Genomic DNA, 20,031 nt, shown 5'->3' on the forward strand with positions numbered 1-20,031 from the left:
CGCCCGTGCCTCTGCCTGTGCTCACCGGCCCGCATCGATTTGCGGCACAATGGTTTGCGTGCAATTCATTCGTACGCTCTTTCAGCCGAGATGCACCATGACACAGCGCCCCATCCTGCCTTTCACGCTCGACGAGCAACTCTGCTTCGCGCTCTACTCGACCTCGCTTGCGATGACGAAAGCGTACAAGCCGCTGCTCGACAAGCTCGGACTCACGTATCCGCAATATCTGGCCATGCTCGTGCTATGGGAAGCCGACGACGTCGCGGTCAAGGACATGGCCGCGCGCCTGAATCTCGATCCGGCCACCGTCACACCGCTGCTCAAGCGCCTCGAAGCGCAAGGCCTCGTCGAGCGCGTGCGCGGCGTCGACGATGAACGCATCGTCTATATCCGCCTCAGCAGCGCGGGCAAGGCGCTCAAGCGCCAGGCACGCGAGGTGCCTGCCGAAATTCTCTGCGCGACCCAGCAGACGCCGGACTTTCTGCTGCGTCTGCGCGACGACCTGACGCGCTTGCGCACGACGCTCAACGATTACATGGACCAGTAGTGCAATCACAGCAAAAGACTTGTTCCGGTATCCGCTCAAATTTAATTTGCACACAAATCATTTGTGTACTATCTTAACGACATGCCGCTTCGTAACTACCTCGCAACCACCCGGCCGGACCGGAAAGCAACACGAAGCGGCAAGCATGCAAACCCTGACAACCCAGCTAAGGAGCAGCACCATGAACATCCTCTACAAGGCAAGCGCAACGAGCACCGGTGGCCGCGACGGCCGCGCAGTATCGTCGGACAATGCATTGGACGTGAAGCTGGCAGCACCGCGTGAACTGGGCGGCAACGGCGCAGCGGGCACGAACCCCGAACAACTCTTCGCAGCCGGCTACTCGGCCTGTTTCCTGAGCGCGATGAAGTTCGTCGCCGGCCAGCGCAAGCAGGCATTGCCGGCCGACACGCAGGTCTCGGCCGAGGTCGGCATCGGCCCGAACGACAAGGGCGGCTTCGCGCTCGACATCGATCTGCGAATCTCGCTGCCCGGCCTCGCCGCGGATGCGGCGCAGGAACTGGTCGATGCCGCGCACCAGGTCTGCCCGTACTCGAACGCCACGCGCAACAACGTCGCGGTGCGTCTGCACGTCGCTTAAGCTGGGTTCGCCGCTGCGTTAGTCGTTGCGCGTTGCGGCGGCCTTTGCTCATGGCAGCATAGGCGATGGTGCTGATAAGCACGCCGCCAATGAGCGCCGCCGGCGCAACACCCTCGCGCGCTCGCGAACAGCGCCCGCCCCTGCACAATAGGGGCGGGCGCTGACGCATTGGGCGCACGGGGCACGCAATCTGCTGCACTGGCTTTCGAGCCCCCTTCATTCCGACCGACGCGCTCGATGACACTCGCCCGCCGCCTGAACGACATCTTCGATACCGGCCTCGTCTGGTTCCGCCGCGACCTGCGCAGCACGGACCACGCGGCGCTGTACTACGCGCTCAAGCATTGCGAGCGCGTCTGGTGCGTATTCGTGTTCGACACGACGATCCTGCAACCGTTGATCGACGCGTGGCAGGCGCGCCATCCGGGCGAGCGGGCTCCGGATCGTCGCATCGACTTCATTCTCGAGTCATTGCGCGAGCTTGGCGACGCGTTGCGCGCACACGGCGGCGGTCTCGTCGTGCTGTACGGCGATCCGGCCGAGCAGGTGCCGAAGCTCGCCGCGGAACTGCGCGTCGATGCCGTATTCGCGAATCACGACTACGAACCGGTCGCGCTCGAACGCGACGAAACCGTGCGCGTGCGCCTCGCGCAAGCGGGGCGTCGGTGGCTAACGTTCAAGGATCAGGTGATTTTCGAGCGCGACGAACTGCTGACCGGCCAGCACAAACCGTTCACGGTGTTCACGCCGTACAGGAACGCGTGGCTCAAACAACTCGATGCGTTCGACCTGAAGCCGTACCCCGTGGAAACCTACGCGAAGCATCTCGCGGCGCTGCCGCGCAAGCTCGACCGGCAGTTGCCCACGCTCGGCCAGCTCGGTTTCGCACCGAGCAATCTCGCAGACCTGAAGCTGCCTGCCGGCATGAGCGGCGCCCGGCATTTGCTCGACGACTTCCTGACGCGCATCGACAGCTATGCCGAGCGGCGCGATTTTCCCGCCGCGAAGGGGCCGAGCTATCTGTCAGTGCATCTGCGCTTCGGCACGGTGTCGATCCGCACGCTCGCGCGGCTCGCCTACGAAACGTCGCTACAGCCCGACGGACAAGGCGCGGCGACGTGGCTCTCCGAACTGATCTGGCGCGATTTCTATTTCATGATCCTCGCGCATCATCCGCGCCTCGCAAAGGGCGCCTCGTTCAAGCCGGAATACGAGCAGTTGCGCTGGGAACAAGGCCCCGCAGCCGACGCCGCATTCGCCGCGTGGTGCGACGGCCGCACCGGCTATCCGCTCGTCGACGCGGCCATGCTGCAACTGAACCGCACCGGCTACATGCACAACCGCTTGCGAATGGTGACGGCGAGTTTCCTCACGAAGGATCTCGGCGTGGACTGGCGCCGCGGCGAACGCTATTTCGCCGATCGGCTCAACGACTTCGATTTCTCCGCGAACAATGGCGGCTGGCAGTGGGCGGCATCAACGGGCTGCGACGCGCAGCCGTACTTCCGCATCTTCAACCCGGTCACGCAATCCGAAAAATTCGACCCGGACGGGCGCTTTATCCAACGCTATCTCCCGCAGCTTACGAAGCTGCCGGCAAAATGGATTCACGCGCCGTGGCTGGCGGGCGCGGAACGGCTGGCGGAATTCGGCGTGGTGCTGGGCGGGAATTATCCCGAGCCGATCGTCGATCATGCGCAGGCGCGCCTGCGTACACTGGCCCGTTTCGGAAAGTGAGTGCCCGCTTACATCATTGAAGAAAAACGCCTGGAGGGATGAAGATGCGCCGTCTGCCGTCGCTGCTCGTGTTTCTGATTCTGACGCTTGCGGCCGGCTGGGCCGCGAGCCTGTCCTTGCCGGAGGCCTGGTACGCGGGACTGCAAAGCCCGCGTTCAATCCGCCGAACTGGGTCTTCCCGCCGGTCTGGAGCGTACTCTACGTGCTGATGGCGTTTTCCGCGTGGCGCGTATGGAAGCGCGATGGCCTGAGCGCGGCAATCGTCCTGTGGGTGGTTCAGTTGGTGTTCAACGCCGCGTGGATGTGGCTATTCTTCGGTCTGCATCGGCCGGAAATGGCATTAACCGATATCGTGATTCTGCTGGTGCTGATCGTTATGCTGACCGGCGTCTTCTGGCGACGGGACCGCCTGGCCGGTGTGATGCTGATGCCGTACGTGATCTGGGTCGCGTACGCGGCGCTACTGAATTACGCGCTCTGGCAGTTGAATCCGGCTGCTTGACGCGGAGCCGATTGGTTGGGCGTTGGGCGCGCAGGCTGCCCGGCGGCAACTACGCTGAAAAACCCGTGGCGGTTCGCGATACCTGAGCGGCTCGCCCCGCACATCGGCGCCTCACCACACGCCGATGTTTTTCCGACTATCGCGACGCTCGCGCCTGCTTAGCCGTAGTGCTGGCTCATCCACGACGGCTGGCGCACGCTGCCTTCGCGGTCCAGTTTGCGCATGCGGAATTCGAGATCGTAGAGATCGGTCGCTTCGGAGAGGTAGTCGTCGGCGCGCTCTTTTGCGAGTTGGTCCGGCGATTTGGTCAGAAACAGGAACAGACGGCTAAGCAGATACATGGTCGACCTCGGAAATGAAGGCTGTGCGTTACAACTAAGGGATAACCCGTATTATAGGGAAAACCCTAGTTCCGCGCTACTGCTCATTTTCGAGGCGCGCTTCCGGTGTCATCTCCCGGCCGACGACGCCGCCAGGCCTTCCACGGCACGTCCCGCATCCGTGCGGCGCTGATGCCTGAGAAACTCCCACAGCATGGCGCTCGCGTCCGGACCTTTGGCGGAATGGAACGGCAATGCGTCGTCGCCGCCCGCCCATGCGTGGCCGAGCCCCTGCACACGGCACACCCGCACCACGCGCCGGCCGCCGCGCAGATAGTCGCGCATCACTACGCCGCCCTTGCGGTCTTCGCGCATTTCGCCGGCCCGGCGTGCGCCGTCGGCGTCGACGAGACGGTTCAGACGCAGGAACTGCGCCGCCAGCTGGTCCGCGTTGACGGGCGCGACCACGTGATCGGCGTCGCCGTGGATGATGAGCGCCGGCATGCCCGGATATTGCGCAACGTCCGTCATTTCGTCGACGAGCTCGGCCGGTTCGCGGCGCACGCCGCGCCGCATCACGTCCATGGCGGCGATGCCCGAGCGGGCCTCGCCGATTGCGGGGCCGGAATGCAGCGCGACCGCGGCGAAACGATCCGGATAGTTGAGCGCCAGCAGCGCCGTCAGGCCCGCGCCCGCGGAAATCCCGGCCACGTAGACGCGCTCCCGGTCGAAACCATGCTGCGCGACGAGCTCGTCGACGAGCGACACCACCGCGCGCGCCTCGGCGCCGCCCGCGCTGTCGCTGGCGTCGTACCAGTGCCAGCAGCGGTGCGAGTGCGCGTGCTTCGACTGCTCCGGGTACACCACCGCAAAGCCGTAGCGATCGGCGAGCAGATTCATGCGCGTGCCCTCGGCGAATTCGTCGATGGATTGCGTGCAGCCGTGCAGCATCACGACGAGCGGCATCGCTTCCAGCGCATGGCCCGACGGCACATACAGCCCGTACTGCAGATGATTGACGAGCCGCCCCGGCGCCACCGGCGCGGAGTGGAACGAGCGCGTCCACGAGCCGCTCGCCCACGCGGCCGCGCGCGGCCGCACGCGCGACTCGCGCTTCACGGGCGTGCGCAGCGCGTCGGCCGGCTTGAGCGGACGAGCCTTGCTCGACGGTTTGTTGGCGGCGGCGCGCACGGGTCGCGCCGGTGCGCGTCGGGTGGACTTTTGCGCATGTTCGGTTTGAATCGCGAGCAGGCGCTTCAAACCGCGCAGCCAGATTTTCGACAGGCTTTTTGCCATCGGCGATAACCTCGCAAAAAGGGACAGTGCAAACCGGCGCAAAACGCGAGTTCACACGAAGTTGTGCAATGCACAATAACATCATTTTTCATGCGTTGCCGAGGACTGACAATCATGCCGAGTCCGATTTTCTCTCCGGCGAACCTTGTTGCCATCCTGCCGTCGAACCCTAACCGCTGCTCGTCGACGTCCACGACAGGCACCCGGTAAGCACCGCGCAAGCTGGCACGACGTCCCGTTCGCCAGCCAACATTTGGCGCGTAAATGCGCGGTGCGCGGCAAGACCGGCGAGCGACACCCGTCTATACTGGCGGTTAATGCCGAAGGTCCCGACCCGGGCGAAAGCGGCGTCCGTGCCGGCCGCGCGCCGGTTCGGCTACCCACCCACCTCATTTCACGCGGCCCACGTCGCACTTTAGCCATGCCCGACTTACCGATCCACCTGTGGTATTCGATTACCAGCCTCGGCGGCGCCGGCCTCACGCTGCCGCTCGCGTTCGCCATCGCACTCTGGCTGGCGGTCGGCTACTCGTGGCGGCTCGCGGCCGGCTGGCTGCTGCTGCTCGGCGCGGCCATCGGCATCGTGACGGTGACCAAGCTGGCCTTCCTCGGCTGGGGCGTCGGCGTGCGGGAACTCGATTTCACTGGCGTCAGCGGCCACGCGACGCTGTCCACGGCGGTCTACCCGGTCGCGATGTTCCTGATGCTGTTGCCCGCGCGGCCCGCCATCCGTCTGCTCGGCGTGCTGGCGGGGCTGGCCGCCGGCATCGCGGTGGGTTTGTCGCGCGTCGTGCTGAGCGCGCATTCGCCGTCCGAAGCGGTCACCGGCTGCATCGTCGGCGCGCTCGCGGCGCTGCTGTTCGTGCGCATCGCGTGGAATGCCGAGCCGGGGCGCCTCGCAGCGCTGCCGGTCGCCGTCAGCATGATGGTGCTCGCCATCGCGATGCACGACGTGCATGTGCCGACGCAGCGCTGGGTCACGCATATCGCGCTGAAGGTGTCCGGCCACGACCGGCCGTTCATCCGCGCCAAGTGGAAGGCCGCGCGCGAGATTCGTCCGGCCAGCCTGCCGCTGTCGCAAACGCTCAATACGCTCGCGCCGCAGCACGCGTCTCACGTCTGAGCGGCACGGCGCCGCTCTCTTCGGGTTTGCTGCGAGCGTTCCTCGCAGTTCCCGGTTCCCCGCCGATCCTGTCCCGATCCACGAGCGCTGCACGCCGAAAATGAAGCGTCAGCCTCGATCGCCGGTCATGCGCACACCGCTATAACCGCGCATATATTACGATAGCGTTTTTAAACCGCTGCTTCCCGTCCACGTCAGACTTTCAGGTCCTTCATGACACTCTCCCGCCATCTGAAGAAATACGCGCTTTGCGTCGCAAGCGCCGTCTCCGTTGTGGTCAGCGTAAACGCCCACGCCGACGAACTCGTGGTCTCCGCCGCCGCCAGCCTGACCAACGCGTTCAAGGCAGTCGGCGACGCGTTCCAGCAGCAGCATCCGGGCACCAAGGTTCTGCTGAACTTCGGCGCGTCCGACGTGCTGATGCAGCAGATCGTCAAGGGCGCGCCGGCCGACGTGTTCGCCTCGGCGGACCAGAAGGCGATGGACATGGCCGCCTCGCAAAAAGTGATCGTGCCGTCCACGCGGCGCGACTTCGCGGCCAATTCGCTGGTGCTGATCGTGCCGAACGACAGCCACTTCGCCCCGGCGAGCCTCAACGATCTGACGACCGCGAACGTGAAGCGCGTCGCGTTCGGCGATCCGGCTTCGGTGCCGGTCGGCCGCTATACGCAGGGCGCGCTGAAGGCCGCCGGCGTGTGGGACGCGGTCAACGCGAAGGCCGTGCTCGCGGCGAACGTGCGCCAGAGCCTCGACTACGTCGCGCGCGGCGAAGTCGACGCGGGCTTCGTGTTCGGCACCGACGCCGCGATCATGCCCGACAAGGTCAAGGTCGCGCTGAGCCTGCCGACGCAAACGCCGATCACCTATCCGATCGCGCAGGTCGACGGCAGCCATCACGCGGCCGACGCCCAGGCGTTCATCGACTTCGTGCTGTCGCCGGCCGGCCAGGCCGTGCTCGCGAAGTACGGCTTCAAGCCCGCGCACTGATCGACGGGAAAGCACACGTCATGCAACAGGCCTGGGTTCCGCTGCTGCTGTCGCTGAAGGTGGCGGGCTGGGCCACCGCGCTGAATCTCGTGCTCGGCGTCGCGGCGGGGCTCGGTCTGTCGCGCTGGCGCTCCGGCGCGCGCGACGTGATCGACTCGCTGCTGATGCTGCCGCTCGTGCTGCCGCCGACCGTGCTCGGCTACTACCTGCTTGTGCTGCTCGGCCGGCGCGGCGTGATCGGCGCGTGGCTCGACCGCTTCGACATCCAGCTCGTGTTCACATGGCAGGGCGCGGTGATCGCCTCGACAGTGGTGGCGTTTCCGCTCGTGCTGAAGTCGGCGCGCGCCGCCTTCGAGGGCGTCGATCCGCAGTTGGAGCGCGCGGCGCGCACGCTCGGCGTCAGCGAAGCGGCGATCTTCTTTCGCGTGACGCTGCCGCTTGCCGCGCGCGGCATTCTCGCCGGCGGCCTGCTCGCGTTCGCGCGCGCGCTCGGCGAATTCGGCGCGACGCTGATGATCGCCGGCAATCTGCCGGGCCGCACGCAGACGCTCTCGGTCGCGGTCTACTCGGCCGTGCAGGCCGGCGACGACAGCACCGCGAACTTCCTCGTGCTCGTAACCTCGGTGACGTGCGTCACGATCCTGCTGCTCGCGGGGCGGCTCGTGCCGCAGCACACGCTTCTGAGGTCTCGCTGACATGCCGCTCGACGTCGCCATCCGCAAGACCTTCGAGACCGCCGAGCGCCGCTTCACGCTCGACGTTTCGTTCCGCGCGAACACCCAGCGGCTCGTGCTGTTCGGCCCGTCCGGCGCGGGCAAGAGCCTGACGCTGCAGGCGATTGCCGGTTTGCTGCGCCCCGACGAGGGATCGATCACGCTGCACGGCACCACGCTGTTCGACAGCGCGAGCGGCGTCGATCAGAAACCACAGGCGCGCAAGATCGCGTATCTGTTTCAGGACTACGCGCTGTTCCCGCATCTCAACGTGCGGCAGAACATCGGCTTCGGGCTGCGCCGGGGCTGGTTCAATCCGCGCGCGCGCGGCTCGCATCCGCAGGTCGATTACTGGCTCGAGGCGCTGGAGTTGAGGGGCGTCGCGGGCAATCACCCGGTGCAGCTGTCCGGCGGGCAGAAGCAGCGCGTCGCGCTGGCGCGGGCGCTGGTCGCGCAGCCGCGCCTGCTGTTGCTCGACGAGCCGTTTTCCGCGCTCGACAGCGCGCTGCGCCAGCGCATGCGGCGCGAACTGTCGGACCTGCAAACGCGGCTCTATATTCCGATGGTGCTGATTACGCACGATCCCGACGACGTCGCGGCATTCGGCGATCAGGTCGTGCAGGTCAACGATGGCCGCGTGCGCGAAGACCATCCGTTCGCGGGGTATGTGCGCAGCGAGTCGTAAGGGCGCGGTCTCGCCGTCCCTGCCACCGCTCAGTCCTTCACGCCGAGTATCACGCTCGACGCCTTGAACGCGGCCACCGCGCTCGCGCCTTCCTGCAAACCGAGTGCGTTGGCGCTTTCGTTGGTGACGACCGCGGTCATGACCGTGCCGCCGTCGAGCGCCAGCGACACTTCCGCGCTCACCGCACCGCGCTTCACGCTCTGCACGGCGCCGCGCAACTGATTGCGCGCCGACAGCCTGAGCGGCGCGCCGTCTGCGCCATCGACGAGCAGCACGACCCACGACGCCTTGATCAGCGCGAACGCCGCCGCGCCCTCGACGAGCCCCAGCGCCTCGGTGCTCTCGTGCGTGAGCACGGCGACAATCGCCTGGCCGCCGGGCAGCGCGAGCGTGACTTCGTCGTTGACGCTGCCGCGCGTAATCGCCGAAACGGTGCCGTAGAACTGGTTGCGCGCGCTGGTCTTCACGCCGATGCGGCCGATCAGGTCCCAGTCCGTCGCGAAACCTTCGATCGCCGCACCCGCGCGTTCGAGAAAACGCCGATGCTCGCGCTCGACCGCGCGAAACGTCGCGATCAGCTTCACCGCGCGCGGCGTGAGCGTGGTGCCGCCACCGCCCTTGCCGCCCGTCATCCGCACGACGAGCGGTTCGCCCGCGAGGTTGTTCATCGTGTCGATGGCGTCCCACGCGCCTTTGTAGCTGATGCCGACCGCCTTCGCCGCGCTCGTGATCGAGCCGGTTTCGCCGATCGCCGCGAGCAGCGCGATGCGCGCCGCGCCGCCGAGCGTCTGCGTGCCGGCTTGAAACCAGACGGAGCCGCCGAGTTCGAGGGATTCGCGAGGGGGATCGGTGCGGTCGGTGGGCATGGCGGGAGAAGTTGAAGGGCCGGGGCGAGGGCTAGGGTCCGGAAAGGACCGCGAATCATTATAACGACACGGTCTTTGTCGACCATGAGTAGCGCTTACGGCATGCCGATCCGCCGCCGCGTGGAAATTTTTGCCCATTATTTCGGCTTGAAAGGTGCCGGGGCGGTAATCCGTGTATCGTCGTCGCTGCTGCCGCGCATCGGTGTGCGGATCACGATCACGACGCTGCAACCGGCCGCCAGATAGAAGCGTATTCGACAGGAGACATTTCATGTGCCGCTGGCTCGCTTATTCCGGCAAACCGCTTCAGCTCGAAACGGTGCTGTTCAACGCCAAGCATTCGCTGATCGATCAGAGCCTGCATTCGCGGCTCGGCAACACGACCACCAACGGTGACGGCTTCGGAATCGGCTGGTACGGCCATCCGACCGACATTCCGTTCCGCTATCGCTGCATTCAGCCGGCGTGGAGCGATCGCAATCTGCGTGAAGCCGCGCGCGCGATTCGCGCGCCGATGTTCGTCGCGCACATACGCGCGGCGACCGGCACGCCTTCGCAGGAAACCAACTGTCATCCGTTTCGCCACGGCCGGTGGCTGTTCGCGCACAACGGCCTCGTGCGCAACTATCCGGCGCTGCGTCGCGATCTGATGGTCGCGATCGACCCGGAACTGTTCCCGTCGGTCGAGGGATCGACCGATTCCGAAGTGCTGTTCTTCCTCGCGCTCACGTTCGGTCTCGAACTGGCGCCCGTCACCGCGCTCAGGCGCATGGTGGCGTTCGTCGAGGAAACCGGCCGCCGCCACGGCGTGGATCAACCGCTGAACATGACCGTCTGCGCAACCGACGGCGAGCAGATCGTGGCGGTGCGTTATTCGAGTGAACAGCAATCACGCTCGCTGTATCACAGCACGTCGTTCCATCATCTGCACGAGTTGTATCCCGACGATCCGCGCATCGCGATGGTCGGTGAAGATGCGTTTCTGGTCCTGTCGGAACCGCTCTCCGATTTGCCGGACTGGTGGGAGGAAATTCCGGAGAGCACGGTGGTGGTGGCGCGCGGCGGGGAGATCGAGCAGTTTCCGTTTGAGCCTCAAATGGCTTGAGGGGCTTGAACCGGATAATCGCAGGGGCGGAGCATCGAAGATGCTCTGCCCCGCACGCGCCTACGTCGCATACTGCGCCCCCCCATTCCCAAACGACCAGTTCTCCTTCTCCACCTCGACGAGGTTGATGAACACATCCTCGCGCCGCACGCCCGGCGATTTCGCCAGTTCATCGACGATCCGCCGGTACAGCGCCTTCTTCTGCTCGATCGTGCGCGTGTTGCTCACGGTCAACTGGATCACGACGAAATCGTCGCCACGCTCGATGTTCTGATACTGCCGGTCATAGATCAGGTTGCCCGGCGTGTGCTCCGTAATCAGCATGAACATGTCGTCGGGCGGCACGTTGAACGTGTCCACCAGCGAGCGCTGGATGCCCGCGGTCAGCGCTTCGCGGTATTCGGCCGGCTTGCCGGCGCGCAGTGAGATTCGGGTGAGCGGCATGATCGACTCCTGTTGCGGTGTTGGGTTAAACACAGCTTAGGCACGCTCAGTCATAATAAACAGATATCTTCGCCTATTTCATCCATATTCATTGGAAATGAAAGTGCTCGATCTCGATGCGGTGCGGGCATTCGTGCTCGTCGCCGATCTGCGCAGCTTCACGCGCGCCGCCGACGCGCTCGACACCACGCAATCGGCCGTCAGCCTCAAGCTGAAGCGGCTCGAAGCGCATCTCGGCAAGCCGTTGCTCGAACGCACGCCGCGCCTCGTGCGCCTGTCCGCCGATGGCAACGCGTTTCTCGGCGCGGCGCGCGAACTGCTGAATGCGCACGAGCGCGCATTGGGCGCGCTGTCGGTGGAACGGCGCCGGCTCGCGCTCGGGCTCAGCGAGCATGTCGCGGGTCCCGATCTGCCGCAGTTGCTCAGGCGGCTCAATGCGCACGATCCGGGGCTCGTGATCGAGCTGCATATGGGGACGTCGGCGGCACTGCTCACGCAATTCGACGAGCGCCGGCTCGACGCGGCGATCATCCGCTATGGCGCGGACGAGCCGCCGCGCGACGATGCGCAGACGCTCTTCAGCGAACCGCTCGGCTGGCTCGCCTCGCCCGCGTGGCTGCCGCGCGTTGGCGAGCCCCTCGCGCTGGCATTGCTGAGCCCGCCGTGCAAGGTGCGCGACGTCGCGCTGCGCGCGCTGACGGCGGCGGGGGTTGCGTGGCAGGAAGTGTTTGTCGGCGGCGGCATGGCCGCGGTGGGCGCGGCGGTGGCGGCAGGGCTCGCCGTCTCGCCGCTCGCGCGCCGGGTTGCGCCGCGCGGTCTCGTCGACGTCGGTGCGCGGCTCGGCTTGCCGGAGCTGCCGGAATCGCGCGTGACGCTGCATTCGCGCGTGCGCGATCCGCGCTCGGCGGAAACGCTGCGGTTGCTGGCGAATGGGTTAGCGACGGGGTAACACTGCGTTCGCAAGTACGCGCTTCGCGCCCGGCACACGCCCCGTTTGCCGTCAAACAGATCGGATGGGCGACGGCACAACGCGTCGGCCGCAACACGTCCCCGCTAAAATAACGCTCAGTGAATAATCGGCGGCAACGAGCCGCTGCGAGCGGTCGCCGGATTAGGCGCAGTGCCCATCGGCGCGATGTCGCCAACGTTCACGGACGCGGTCGGCGCAGTCTGCACGGCCGGCGCGACCGGATTCGTGCTCGCCGCCACCGGCTTCGCCGCGACCTTCGCGACATGCGGGCGAACCGTATGCCCCGGCGCAAAGTCCGCGTGCATCACCTTGCCCTGCGTCGATTTCGCACGCGCAAGCTGCGCATGTGGCTGCTCATGTGGCTGTGTACGCTGCTTCACGGCCTGCGCGCTCACGCCCGCATGCGCTCGGCCCCTACCCAAGGCCGCCAACTTCATGCCGCCCTTCGCAGCCCCGCTCGCCGCCACCTTTTTCGCGCCAGCGCCATGCGCCGCGAGCTTGCTGCTGTGAACGCCGCCACCCGCCGCGCCATGCGCCGCCCCGTGCCGAACGCTCGCCACCTGCTTCCCATGCGCGCCGCCGCGCTTCCCACCGGCCTTGGCCTCGGCCACCTTACCCTTCGCCCCACCCGGCTTTTGCCGCACCGCTTTCGTGACATGTCCGCTGACGACATGCCCGCTCGCCTCGGGCGGATTCCACGTTTCCGTATAACCCGCCGCCATGGCCGCTTCCGACACACACCACACGGCCAGCGCCGCTGCTACTGCTCGAACCCGCATCTCCTGCTTCTCCTGATCGACGACTGCAAAAACGAGCCGCGATTATATTCTCTTGCAAAAATCCATTTATGGACTAATATCCATTCAAAGTACATATAGGGACTCACCCGATCATGGCTCACGCTGCCCGCCTCACTCCGCCCGAGTCGCCGTTACGACGGCCCGCCCCGGAACCCACGCTCACGCAAATGTCGGCTGCGGGGCTGCGCGCGTTCTTCAACATCGCGCGCGACTGGGACCTGAACGCCGACGAGCAGATCGTCCTGCTCGGCTCGCCGGGCCGCTCGACGTTCTTCAAATGGAAGGCGTCGCCCGAAACGGCGCGCCTCGGGCGCGACACGCTGGAGCGCCTGTCGCTTCTGCTCGGCATCTACAAGGCATTGCAGATTCTGCTGCCGCAACCGAGCGCCGCCGATACCTGGATCAAGCGCCCCAACAGCGCGCCGCCGTTCGGCGGCCGGCGCGCGCTGGACCGCATGCTGGCGGGCAATATCAGCGATCTCGTGGCCGTGCGCCAGTATCTCGACGCAATGCGAGGCGGCTGGGCGTGACACAAGCGAACTGGCAGGACCGCTGGACCAGCGCCGCGCTCGACTGGTCGCCCGCGTATCGCGTCATTCCAACCCGCTTTCCGGCCGTCAATCTGTTCGACCGGGTCGCTTCCCCCGAAGATTTCGACGCGCTCTATGCGCTCGAAGCAATGACCAACGACCGTCTGCGTACCGAAGTCGGCGAACTCGATCTCGTGCCGCGCGAGGAGCGCCGCTTCGGGCCCGGCTACGGGCCGATCATGGCTGCGCTCACGCATCTGAATCCGCTCGGCAGCCGCTTTTCGGACGGCACCTACGGCGTGTTCTACTGCGCCCGCTCGCGCGCGACGGCGATCGCCGAAACGCGCTATCACACGGGGAAATTCCTCGCCGCGACCGCCGAACCGCCGCTACGTCAGCAGATGCGTCTCTACACCGTGGTCGCGCAAGGCACGGTCGTCGATCTGCGCCACGATGCCGCGCTCGATCCCGCCGTGCTCTCGCCGCACGACTACCTGGCCGGCCAGGCGCTCGGCCGGGCAGTGCGACAGGCGGGCGCGCCGGGCATCGCCTATCCGTCGGTGCGCGACGGCGCGGGCGAATGCCTCGCCGCGTTTCGCACGACGCTGCTGCGCGACTGCCATCACGCGGCGTATCTGGAATACAACTGGAACGGCACGAGCGTGGATATGGTGTTCGAGCTCAATCAGGTGGGGTAACGACGAACCGCGGGCCGAAGCAAGCGGCAAGCCGCACGGCAAACGCAACGCCGTGCGGCGGAAGACGGCATGCTCAAGGCAGTGCCAGCGCCGCCGCCCCGTCCGCCCGCGCTTCTTCGACCGAGATCGACCAGCGCCGCAACGCCAGCGGCTGCACGATCGTGAGCTTGCCGTCGGGCCCGAACGCGCCGGTGTCGATAAACACCTGCGAGCCGATCTGCGTGATGTCGCGCATCGGCGTATGGCCGCAGTAGGTCAGCGACAAGCCGCGTTGCCGCAGCGGGTCGCTGTTGCCGAGCGCGAGCTCACGCCCCCATAGCAACTGCTGGCGCTTTTCGGCGGAGAAATTCCCCGCGTCGAGATCGGCGTCCGAGCCGAAAAATTCGGCATGCAGAACGTTGAAGCGGTCCTTGCCGCTGCCGATCGTGCGCGCGAGCGGCAGCGTGCGCAGATGCTGCGCGTAGTGGCGCAGGCGCTCGTCGGGCACGTCCGCGGCCCAGGCGCCGCCGATGCCGTACCACCACTGCCGCCGCAAACGGCCATCGGCGACCGCGCACAGCGTGTCCTCGTGATTGCCGAGCACGGCGAAGAACCACGGCTTCGCGAGCAGTGCGAGCGCCTGCTCGGAATGCTCGCCGCGATCGACGAGATCGCCGACGGAAAACAGCCGGTCGCGCGCCGGATCGAACGCGATCTGGCACAGCAGATAACGGAGCGCATCGACGCAGCCATGCAAATCGCCGACCACGAAATCGCGGCCAAGCTCGTTGGCTGCGTGATGCTGAACGACGTTGGCGGGTGTGGAATCCATCTGTTCATGATAATGCGGCGGACGCGGTATCGTATGCGCGGCGCCCATCGTATCGTTGTGTCCGAACGCGCGAAATTGTCACAAAACGATACAAGACCGGCATCGGCCCGGCACCTTCGCCCGTGGACCTCGACACGACCACGCAGCCACGGCGTCATCGCAACGCCATCGTCTCGCCGTGTCACTGCTGCGCGCGCAGCTTCGCGACCCCGGCTGCCGTCATGGTCGCCTGCGGATTGCCGAACTGCTTCGTCACGTAGTTCGTGATGGCGGCGATCTGCTCGTCGTCGAGATGGCCGCCGAACGCGGGCATCAGCACGTCCGCGTGCGAGGTGGTGCGGCTCACACCGTACAGGATCACCAGTGCGAGATTGTTCGCATCGCTCGCGCCGACCGTCGAATTGTGGATCAGCGACGGATACGCGCCCGGCGCGCTCGCGCCCACGCCCTCGCCGGTCCAGCTGTGACAGGTCGCGCAATTGCCGATGAACAGCTGCGCGCCGCTCACCTCGCCGCTCGCGCCAGTGATCTTCGCCCCGCGCAACGCGGTGACGTCGGCGGCGGGCATGCCCCACTGGTGGCGCCCGCGCGTCTCGCCGCCGCTCACGGCCGGTAGCGAGCGCAGATAGACGACGATCGAGCGCAGGTCCACCGGCGTCAGATACTGCGTGCTGTTCGCGACCACTTCGCCCATCGGTCCAGCCGCATTCGCGCGGCCCGGCACCGCACCCGTCGACAGATACGCGGCGAGTTCGTCGTCGTGCCAGTCGCCCACGCCGCTCACTTTGTCCGGCGTGATGTTGAACGCGTGCCAGCCTGCCTGCACCGCACCCGAGAAGCGCGCGCTCGTCTGCAGCCCCTGCATGAAATTGCGCGGCGTATGGCACTCCTCGCAATGCGCGAGCCCTTCGACGAGATACGCGCCGCGATTCCATTCGGCGCTCTGCTTCGGATCGGGAACGAAGCGGCCCTCGTTGAAGTTGAACAGGTTCCAGAACACCATGAGCCAGCGCTGGTTGAACGGGAACTTGAGGCTGTTGGCGGGCGGCGTGTAGTGAATCGGCGTGAGCGTGTTCAGGTACGCGCGAATCGCGAGCACGTCCTGATCGGTCACGCGCGTATAGGCCGTGTAGGGAAACGCCGGGTACAGCCGCTCGCCGCCCTTGCCGATGCCTTCGTGCATCGCGCGCATGAAGTCGGCGTCGCTCCATTGGCCGATGCCGGTGTCGGGGTCGGGCGTGATGTTCGGCGTGACGATCGTGCCGAACGGCGTGCTGATCGGCAGGCCGCCCGCGAACGGACGCGACTTGTCCGCGGTGTGGCAGGCCGCGCAATCGGCGGCGCGCGTCAGGTACTCGCCGCGTTTGACGAGATCGCCGTTGGCGGCGGAGCCGGCGAGCGCGACGGCCCCGGCATCGGACGCTTGCATGGCGTCGTCGGCATGGGCCTGGGTGATCGGCAATTCGTCGCTCAATGGCTCGCCCTGGCCGGACACCTCGCGCCACGCCATCGACAACGCGAACAGCAGGAACGCGACCGCCAGCGCGGCGCCAAAGCGGCGGCGCCGCGCCGCATGTCTGTGCGCAGGGTCCGGCCGCGCGAGAGAGAGGTTCTTCAGCATGGTGGCTCTCCGGTCGGGGCTCAGATTTCGCGCTTGAGTTTGTCGGCCAGCTTCAGCGACAAGGCCGCGATCGTCAGCGTGCAGTTCACCGAGGCCGCGGTGGGCATCACGCCGCTGCTGGCAATGAACAGATTCGGGTGATCGTGCGTGCGGCAGTCCGCGTCGACGACCGAAGTCGCCGGATCGCTGCCCATGATCGTCGTACCCATGATGTGATTGTTCGGTGCGAAGGTATCGTCGAACGAGATTTCGGTGCCGCCGAACAGCGCCGCGATCCGCGCATAGAGTTCATGCGTGTTGGCCGCGCTCTTCTTCACGTAGTCGTTGATCGAGTAGTAGATCTCGGGCTGCGGAATGCCGAGCGCGTCCTTGTGATCGGCCGACGGCACGATGCGGTTCTGCGGCTCCGCGAGATGTTCGTGAAAGCTGTTGATGTTGAGCGTGCGCGCGGCGCGGTCGCGAATCTGCCGGTCGAGCTCCGCGCCGGTCAGGCCTTTTTTCAGCAGGTCGGCGGTCACGCTCATGGTCGGCACGCCGTTCGACAGATGCAGCTTCTTCGACGCGTAGTCGGAACGGAACGCGCCATCGCGGAAGTTGACGATCGAGGTCATCTCCATCGGTCCGCGGCCGGGCCACAAGGGTTCGTTGGCGAGGAACGTGACCCCGGTGCCGGGGTGATCCATGAGGTTGCGGCCCACCTGGTCGGAGCTGTTGCCGATGCCGTGCGCGAATTTATCGGAGCTCGACATCAGCATCAGCTTCGGCGTTTCGATGCCGTTCGCCGCGAGCACGAACAGCTTGCCCGTCACGCGCGTGCTGTTGCCGTTCGGGTCCTTGTAGTGGACCGCGGTGATGAGCCCTTTGTCGTCCGCCTCGACGCGATACGCGACCGCCTCGGGAATCAGTTTCGCGCCGGCCTGCTCGGCCTTTTCCGCGTGGATCACGCCGTTGTACATCGCCGCGATCGGACAGATCGGCATGCAGTTGTTGTTGCCGCAGCAGGTCGGCCGCGCATCGTAGGGGCGGCTGTTGCGCGCGACCGGTTCGGGCACGACCTTGAAGCCCTGCGCGTTGAGCACGTCGCTGAAGCGCTGGTCCATGTACGAGAGCGGCAACTGCTGCATCGGATACGGCTTCGAGCGCGGCGAACCGAGATCGATCGAACTGTCGGGCCCGGACACGCCGAGCTGCACTTCGGCCGCCACGTACCACGGTTCGAGCGTTTCGTACGGATACGGCCAGTCGCGCCCGACGCCATAGCGCTTGTGCAACTGGAAGTCCGAGGGCAGCAGCCGCCACGCGGCCGCGGCCCAGTGCCACGTGGTGCCGCCGACCAGCCGCACATATTGTGAGTTGTACGGATAATCGCCCTTCTGGATCAGATAGCCGTTCGCGGGCGAGTACTCGGGATGCGGCGCATAAGGCGTCGACGGATACGGCGTCGCGAAGTCGGACTTGGCCGGCGAATTGCGGAAGTTCTCGACGATCTGCCAGCGCGGAATGCGCGGCCCGGCTTCGAGCAGAATCACCGAGGCACCGGCGAGCGCGAGTTGATGCGCGACCAGACTACCGGCGACGCCCGAGCCGACTACGACGATATCGGCGGAATGTGTGTTTGCCATCGTTGCCCTCTTCAGCGCCCTTGCTGCGGCGCTTTTCTTCGCTTTTTTCCTTGCTCCGCGCGCGCAACGCCGCTCAGGCGGACGCCGGCTTCTGCGTCCAGTAGAACGGCACGTCTCGGCAATAGGACGGAATCGTGAGCACGTCCTTGACCGGCTCGAACATCAGCGCCTTTTCATAGGCGACCACCTCGACATGCGGCATCTCGCCGACGAGACCGAGATACCACGCGCGCATGATCGCGCCGACCGACTTCGCGAGCGCGGGCTGGTCGCTTTGCAACACCTGCGTCACGGTATCGGACGGCACGCCGCCATGAGCCTGCAGCCACGTATTGAGCGCGGCGACGTTCTGCGCGAACTGGTTGTCGGATTGGGCGAGTGCGTCGTAGACGCGTTGGCCGAGCACGGCATCGAAGCCGCTGCGGCCCGTGAGGTGCCGCGAGAGCGCGAGGAAGGCATCGAGCCCGCCGCCGGCGGAAGGCGCAGCGGCGGCACTGGCGGCATCGGCGAAAGCGGGGGCGATCCACGACAGCGAGCGGTTCGCGCCCGCAAACGCGAGCGCCGCGGCCGCCGTGCACGAGCCGAGCACCCAGGTCCGGCGTCCAGCCGACGACGGCCCTGGCCCGCCCGGCGGATGTATCACGTTGCGATACGATGGTGCGCGAGGCCGAGGCGTCACGTCGCGGTGCGCATCGTTATTCTCAGCAGCATCTGTCATTGGGGGCTCCAGATGATGAGTCATTCTCAACGAGCAGCGAGGCGATGGCAGGGTGCCGCTCGCGTGCTGCTTCGGTTGCTCTCTTCCCCAAACCTGGTCTTTGCGCCGCTCGAGCGGTCTCGTGTTTGCGCGTGACGTTCGCACGCACCGCATGCAGCATCTTGCGCGCCGCGCTGCATGCGATATCGCGACGGCAACCGCGTGGCGGTGTCTGCCAATCGCCTTTCAACTGAAAGCGGCGTGCAAGGCCACTGCGAAAGACTATAGCCTGTGATCCGCCGATTCGACAAATGATCTGCGCCGCGCGAGTAAAATCCGCGACAGCAACCGTCATTCATCCCGACCACATGTTCATGAAATACTATCCGCAGGTTCTTCGCAATCGTCCGCGTACGGTCATCGGTCTTTTCATCGGCATCGTCGTTGCGCTTCTCGTGCCCGCGCATACGAGTTCGATGGCGCGCGCACTGATCGGCTGGGACGCGGCCGTCTGGAGCTACCTGCTGATGATCTGGCTGCACATGGCCCTCGCCGACGAGAACCGCGTGCGCGAACGCGCGTTGAGCGACGACGAAAACGCGGGCGTCGTGCTGTTCGTGATCTGCCTCGCGACAGTCGCGAGCATTGCCGCAATCGTGCTCGAACTCGCCTCGGCAAAGGGCACGGCGGGCGCGTCGACCGCCTGGCACTATCTGCTGACGGGTCTGACGATGTTCGGCGCATGGTTTCTGATTCCGACGATCTTCACGCTGCACTACGCGCGGCTCTACTACGACACCGACGCGCACGAAACCGCGCTGCTGTTTCCCGATCACAAGCTCACGCCGAACTACTGGGACTTCCTGTACTACTCGTTCACGATCGCGGTCGCGTCGCAAACCTCCGACGTGGTGCTGCGCTCGCGTTCGATTCGCCGGGCCACGCTCGCGCAATCGATCCTGTCGTTCTATTTCAACGTCGCCGTGCTGGGCTTGTGCGTGAACATCGCGGCAGGCCTGCTCGGTTCGTGAGACGGTCTGCATGGGTTTGCATGTGGCGTTCGCATGAACTTCATGCGAACGCCACATGCGTGCCACACAGTCCGAACACTCCGCTTTTTGCAGCACGCGCCGAAGCATTGATCCGCTGCGTGTAAAACCCGCACGGCACCCGCCCGTTTTACACGCTGGCAGCCGGCGCGCTACGCATGCCATGCGCGCTTCATCGCACGCGACCGGCTTGCGCGCAATCCCGTGCGGACTCCCGCGCACCTCCCCTCGACACTCGCCCCCGCCGCTGCCTCGTCCTCGCGAGGCCCTCATTGGCACAACGCTTGCTCCCTTCCGCCACGAG

At 65.9% G+C, this 20,031-nt stretch carries 23 protein-coding genes; 14 read left to right on the forward strand and 9 right to left on the reverse strand.

The features are described 5' to 3' along the window. Positions 1 to 97 precede the first annotated feature (97 nt). The 4 genes from F3J20_RS13970 to F3J20_RS13985 all read left to right on the forward strand — a co-directional run bounded on the left by F3J20_RS13970 (position 98) and on the right by F3J20_RS13985 (position 3,390). A complete protein-coding gene (locus F3J20_RS13970) occupies positions 98 to 550 on the forward strand; it encodes a MarR family transcriptional regulator (RefSeq protein WP_167039181.1) in 453 nt (150 codons plus the stop codon). Between the two features lie 181 nt (positions 551 to 731). Further along, positions 732 to 1,151 carry an organic hydroperoxide resistance protein gene (locus F3J20_RS13975; RefSeq protein ID WP_167039179.1) on the forward strand — a complete coding sequence of 140 codons (420 nt, stop codon included), beginning with the start codon at positions 732 to 734 and terminating at the stop codon, positions 1,149 to 1,151. A gap of 237 nt (positions 1,152 to 1,388) precedes the next feature. Further along, complete coding sequence (locus F3J20_RS13980) at positions 1,389 to 2,888, forward strand: deoxyribodipyrimidine photo-lyase (RefSeq protein WP_167283630.1); 1,500 nt, start codon at positions 1,389 to 1,391, stop codon at positions 2,886 to 2,888. A gap of 16 nt (positions 2,889 to 2,904) precedes the next feature. Further along, positions 2,905 to 3,390 (forward strand): TspO/MBR family protein, encoded by a 486-nt coding sequence (locus F3J20_RS13985; RefSeq protein WP_240162795.1) that lies wholly within the window; start codon positions 2,905 to 2,907, stop codon positions 3,388 to 3,390. Between the two features lie 158 nt (positions 3,391 to 3,548). Here the strand turns inward: F3J20_RS13985 and F3J20_RS13990 are convergent, their stop codons facing one another. Together F3J20_RS13990 and F3J20_RS13995 are read right to left on the reverse strand one after the other, a co-directional pair. After that, complete coding sequence (locus tag F3J20_RS13990) at positions 3,549 to 3,731, reverse strand: DUF3563 family protein (RefSeq protein ID WP_167039175.1); 183 nt, start codon at positions 3,729 to 3,731, stop codon at positions 3,549 to 3,551. A gap of 108 nt (positions 3,732 to 3,839) precedes the next feature. Continuing rightward, positions 3,840 to 5,006, reverse strand: a complete 1,167-nt coding sequence (locus tag F3J20_RS13995; protein WP_167283631.1) for a PHB depolymerase family esterase — start codon at positions 5,004 to 5,006, stop codon at positions 3,840 to 3,842. Positions 5,007 to 5,427: 421 nt separating this feature from the next. Between F3J20_RS13995 and F3J20_RS14000 the strand changes: the two genes are divergently transcribed. The 4 genes from F3J20_RS14000 (at position 5,428) to F3J20_RS14015 (ending at position 8,514) form a co-directional block, all read left to right on the forward strand. Next, the gene (locus F3J20_RS14000; RefSeq protein WP_167039170.1) at positions 5,428 to 6,129 is read left to right on the forward strand and encodes a phosphatase PAP2 family protein; all 702 of its coding nucleotides are present in this window, start codon (positions 5,428 to 5,430) and stop codon (positions 6,127 to 6,129) included. Between the two features lie 213 nt (positions 6,130 to 6,342). Beyond that, complete coding sequence (gene modA / locus F3J20_RS14005) at positions 6,343 to 7,116, forward strand: molybdate ABC transporter substrate-binding protein (protein ID WP_167039168.1); 774 nt, start codon at positions 6,343 to 6,345, stop codon at positions 7,114 to 7,116. A 20-nt stretch (positions 7,117 to 7,136) separates the two neighbouring features. Further along, a complete protein-coding gene (modB, locus tag F3J20_RS14010; RefSeq protein ID WP_167039166.1) occupies positions 7,137 to 7,811 on the forward strand; it encodes a molybdate ABC transporter permease subunit in 675 nt (224 codons plus the stop codon). A 1-nt stretch (position 7,812) separates the two neighbouring features. Next, positions 7,813 to 8,514, forward strand: coding sequence for an ATP-binding cassette domain-containing protein (locus F3J20_RS14015; RefSeq protein WP_167283632.1), 702 nt, complete (start codon positions 7,813 to 7,815; stop codon positions 8,512 to 8,514). A gap of 29 nt (positions 8,515 to 8,543) precedes the next feature. Here the strand turns inward: F3J20_RS14015 and F3J20_RS14020 are convergent, their stop codons facing one another. Continuing rightward, on the reverse strand, positions 8,544 to 9,380 hold the full coding sequence (locus F3J20_RS14020; protein WP_167283633.1) for a TOBE domain-containing protein: 837 nt from the start codon (positions 9,378 to 9,380) through the stop codon (positions 8,544 to 8,546). 102 nt (positions 9,381 to 9,482) lie between these two features. Between F3J20_RS14020 and F3J20_RS14025 the strand changes: the two genes are divergently transcribed. Both F3J20_RS14025 and F3J20_RS14030 read left to right on the forward strand, forming a co-directional pair. After that, complete coding sequence (locus F3J20_RS14025) at positions 9,483 to 9,626, forward strand: hypothetical protein (RefSeq protein ID WP_167283634.1); 144 nt, start codon at positions 9,483 to 9,485, stop codon at positions 9,624 to 9,626. Between the two features lie 25 nt (positions 9,627 to 9,651). Continuing rightward, on the forward strand, positions 9,652 to 10,485 hold the full coding sequence (locus F3J20_RS14030; RefSeq protein WP_167039160.1) for a class II glutamine amidotransferase: 834 nt from the start codon (positions 9,652 to 9,654) through the stop codon (positions 10,483 to 10,485). 60 nt (positions 10,486 to 10,545) lie between these two features. Here F3J20_RS14030 and F3J20_RS14035 read toward each other — a convergent pair whose 3' ends face one another. Next, positions 10,546 to 10,929 carry a tautomerase family protein gene (locus F3J20_RS14035; protein WP_167283635.1) on the reverse strand — a complete coding sequence of 128 codons (384 nt, stop codon included), beginning with the start codon at positions 10,927 to 10,929 and terminating at the stop codon, positions 10,546 to 10,548. A 97-nt stretch (positions 10,930 to 11,026) separates the two neighbouring features. On the opposite strand from F3J20_RS14035, the gene F3J20_RS14040 reads away from it, so the two are divergent. After that, on the forward strand, positions 11,027 to 11,878 hold the full coding sequence (locus F3J20_RS14040; RefSeq protein WP_167283636.1) for a LysR substrate-binding domain-containing protein: 852 nt from the start codon (positions 11,027 to 11,029) through the stop codon (positions 11,876 to 11,878). A 116-nt stretch (positions 11,879 to 11,994) separates the two neighbouring features. Here F3J20_RS14040 and F3J20_RS14045 read toward each other — a convergent pair whose 3' ends face one another. Then, positions 11,995 to 12,678: a hypothetical protein gene (locus F3J20_RS14045; protein WP_167283637.1), complete on the reverse strand. Its 684-nt coding sequence runs from the start codon at positions 12,676 to 12,678 to the stop codon at positions 11,995 to 11,997. 113 nt (positions 12,679 to 12,791) lie between these two features. On the opposite strand from F3J20_RS14045, the gene F3J20_RS14050 reads away from it, so the two are divergent. Then, positions 12,792 to 13,229, forward strand: a complete 438-nt coding sequence (locus F3J20_RS14050) for an MbcA/ParS/Xre antitoxin family protein (protein ID WP_167039152.1) — start codon at positions 12,792 to 12,794, stop codon at positions 13,227 to 13,229. Beyond that, a complete protein-coding gene (locus F3J20_RS14055; protein WP_167039150.1) occupies positions 13,226 to 13,927 on the forward strand; it encodes an RES family NAD+ phosphorylase in 702 nt (233 codons plus the stop codon). The genes F3J20_RS14050 and F3J20_RS14055 overlap by 4 nt, the downstream gene beginning before the upstream one ends. A gap of 73 nt (positions 13,928 to 14,000) precedes the next feature. Here F3J20_RS14055 and F3J20_RS14060 read toward each other — a convergent pair whose 3' ends face one another. The 4 genes from F3J20_RS14060 to F3J20_RS14075 all read right to left on the reverse strand — a co-directional run bounded on the left by F3J20_RS14060 (position 14,001) and on the right by F3J20_RS14075 (position 18,699). Beyond that, positions 14,001 to 14,738, reverse strand: coding sequence for a metallophosphoesterase (locus F3J20_RS14060; RefSeq protein ID WP_167283638.1), 738 nt, complete (start codon positions 14,736 to 14,738; stop codon positions 14,001 to 14,003). Positions 14,739 to 14,919: 181 nt separating this feature from the next. After that, entirely contained in the window at positions 14,920 to 16,359 is a 1,440-nt protein-coding gene (locus F3J20_RS14065) for a cytochrome c (protein ID WP_167283639.1), read from the reverse strand. Between the two features lie 20 nt (positions 16,360 to 16,379). Next, on the reverse strand, positions 16,380 to 17,981 hold the full coding sequence (locus F3J20_RS14070; protein WP_167283640.1) for a GMC family oxidoreductase: 1,602 nt from the start codon (positions 17,979 to 17,981) through the stop codon (positions 16,380 to 16,382). Between the two features lie 73 nt (positions 17,982 to 18,054). Further along, complete coding sequence (locus tag F3J20_RS14075; protein ID WP_167283641.1) at positions 18,055 to 18,699, reverse strand: sugar dehydrogenase complex small subunit; 645 nt, start codon at positions 18,697 to 18,699, stop codon at positions 18,055 to 18,057. Positions 18,700 to 19,046: 347 nt separating this feature from the next. Between F3J20_RS14075 and F3J20_RS14080 the strand changes: the two genes are divergently transcribed. Further along, positions 19,047 to 19,709 carry a DUF1345 domain-containing protein gene (locus F3J20_RS14080; RefSeq protein ID WP_167039140.1) on the forward strand — a complete coding sequence of 221 codons (663 nt, stop codon included), beginning with the start codon at positions 19,047 to 19,049 and terminating at the stop codon, positions 19,707 to 19,709. The last annotated feature ends 322 nt before the right edge of the window (positions 19,710 to 20,031 follow it).

This window comes from Paraburkholderia sp. Cy-641, from assembly GCF_011752945.1.
In the GTDB taxonomy this organism is placed as follows: Bacteria; Pseudomonadota; Gammaproteobacteria; order Burkholderiales; family Burkholderiaceae; genus Paraburkholderia.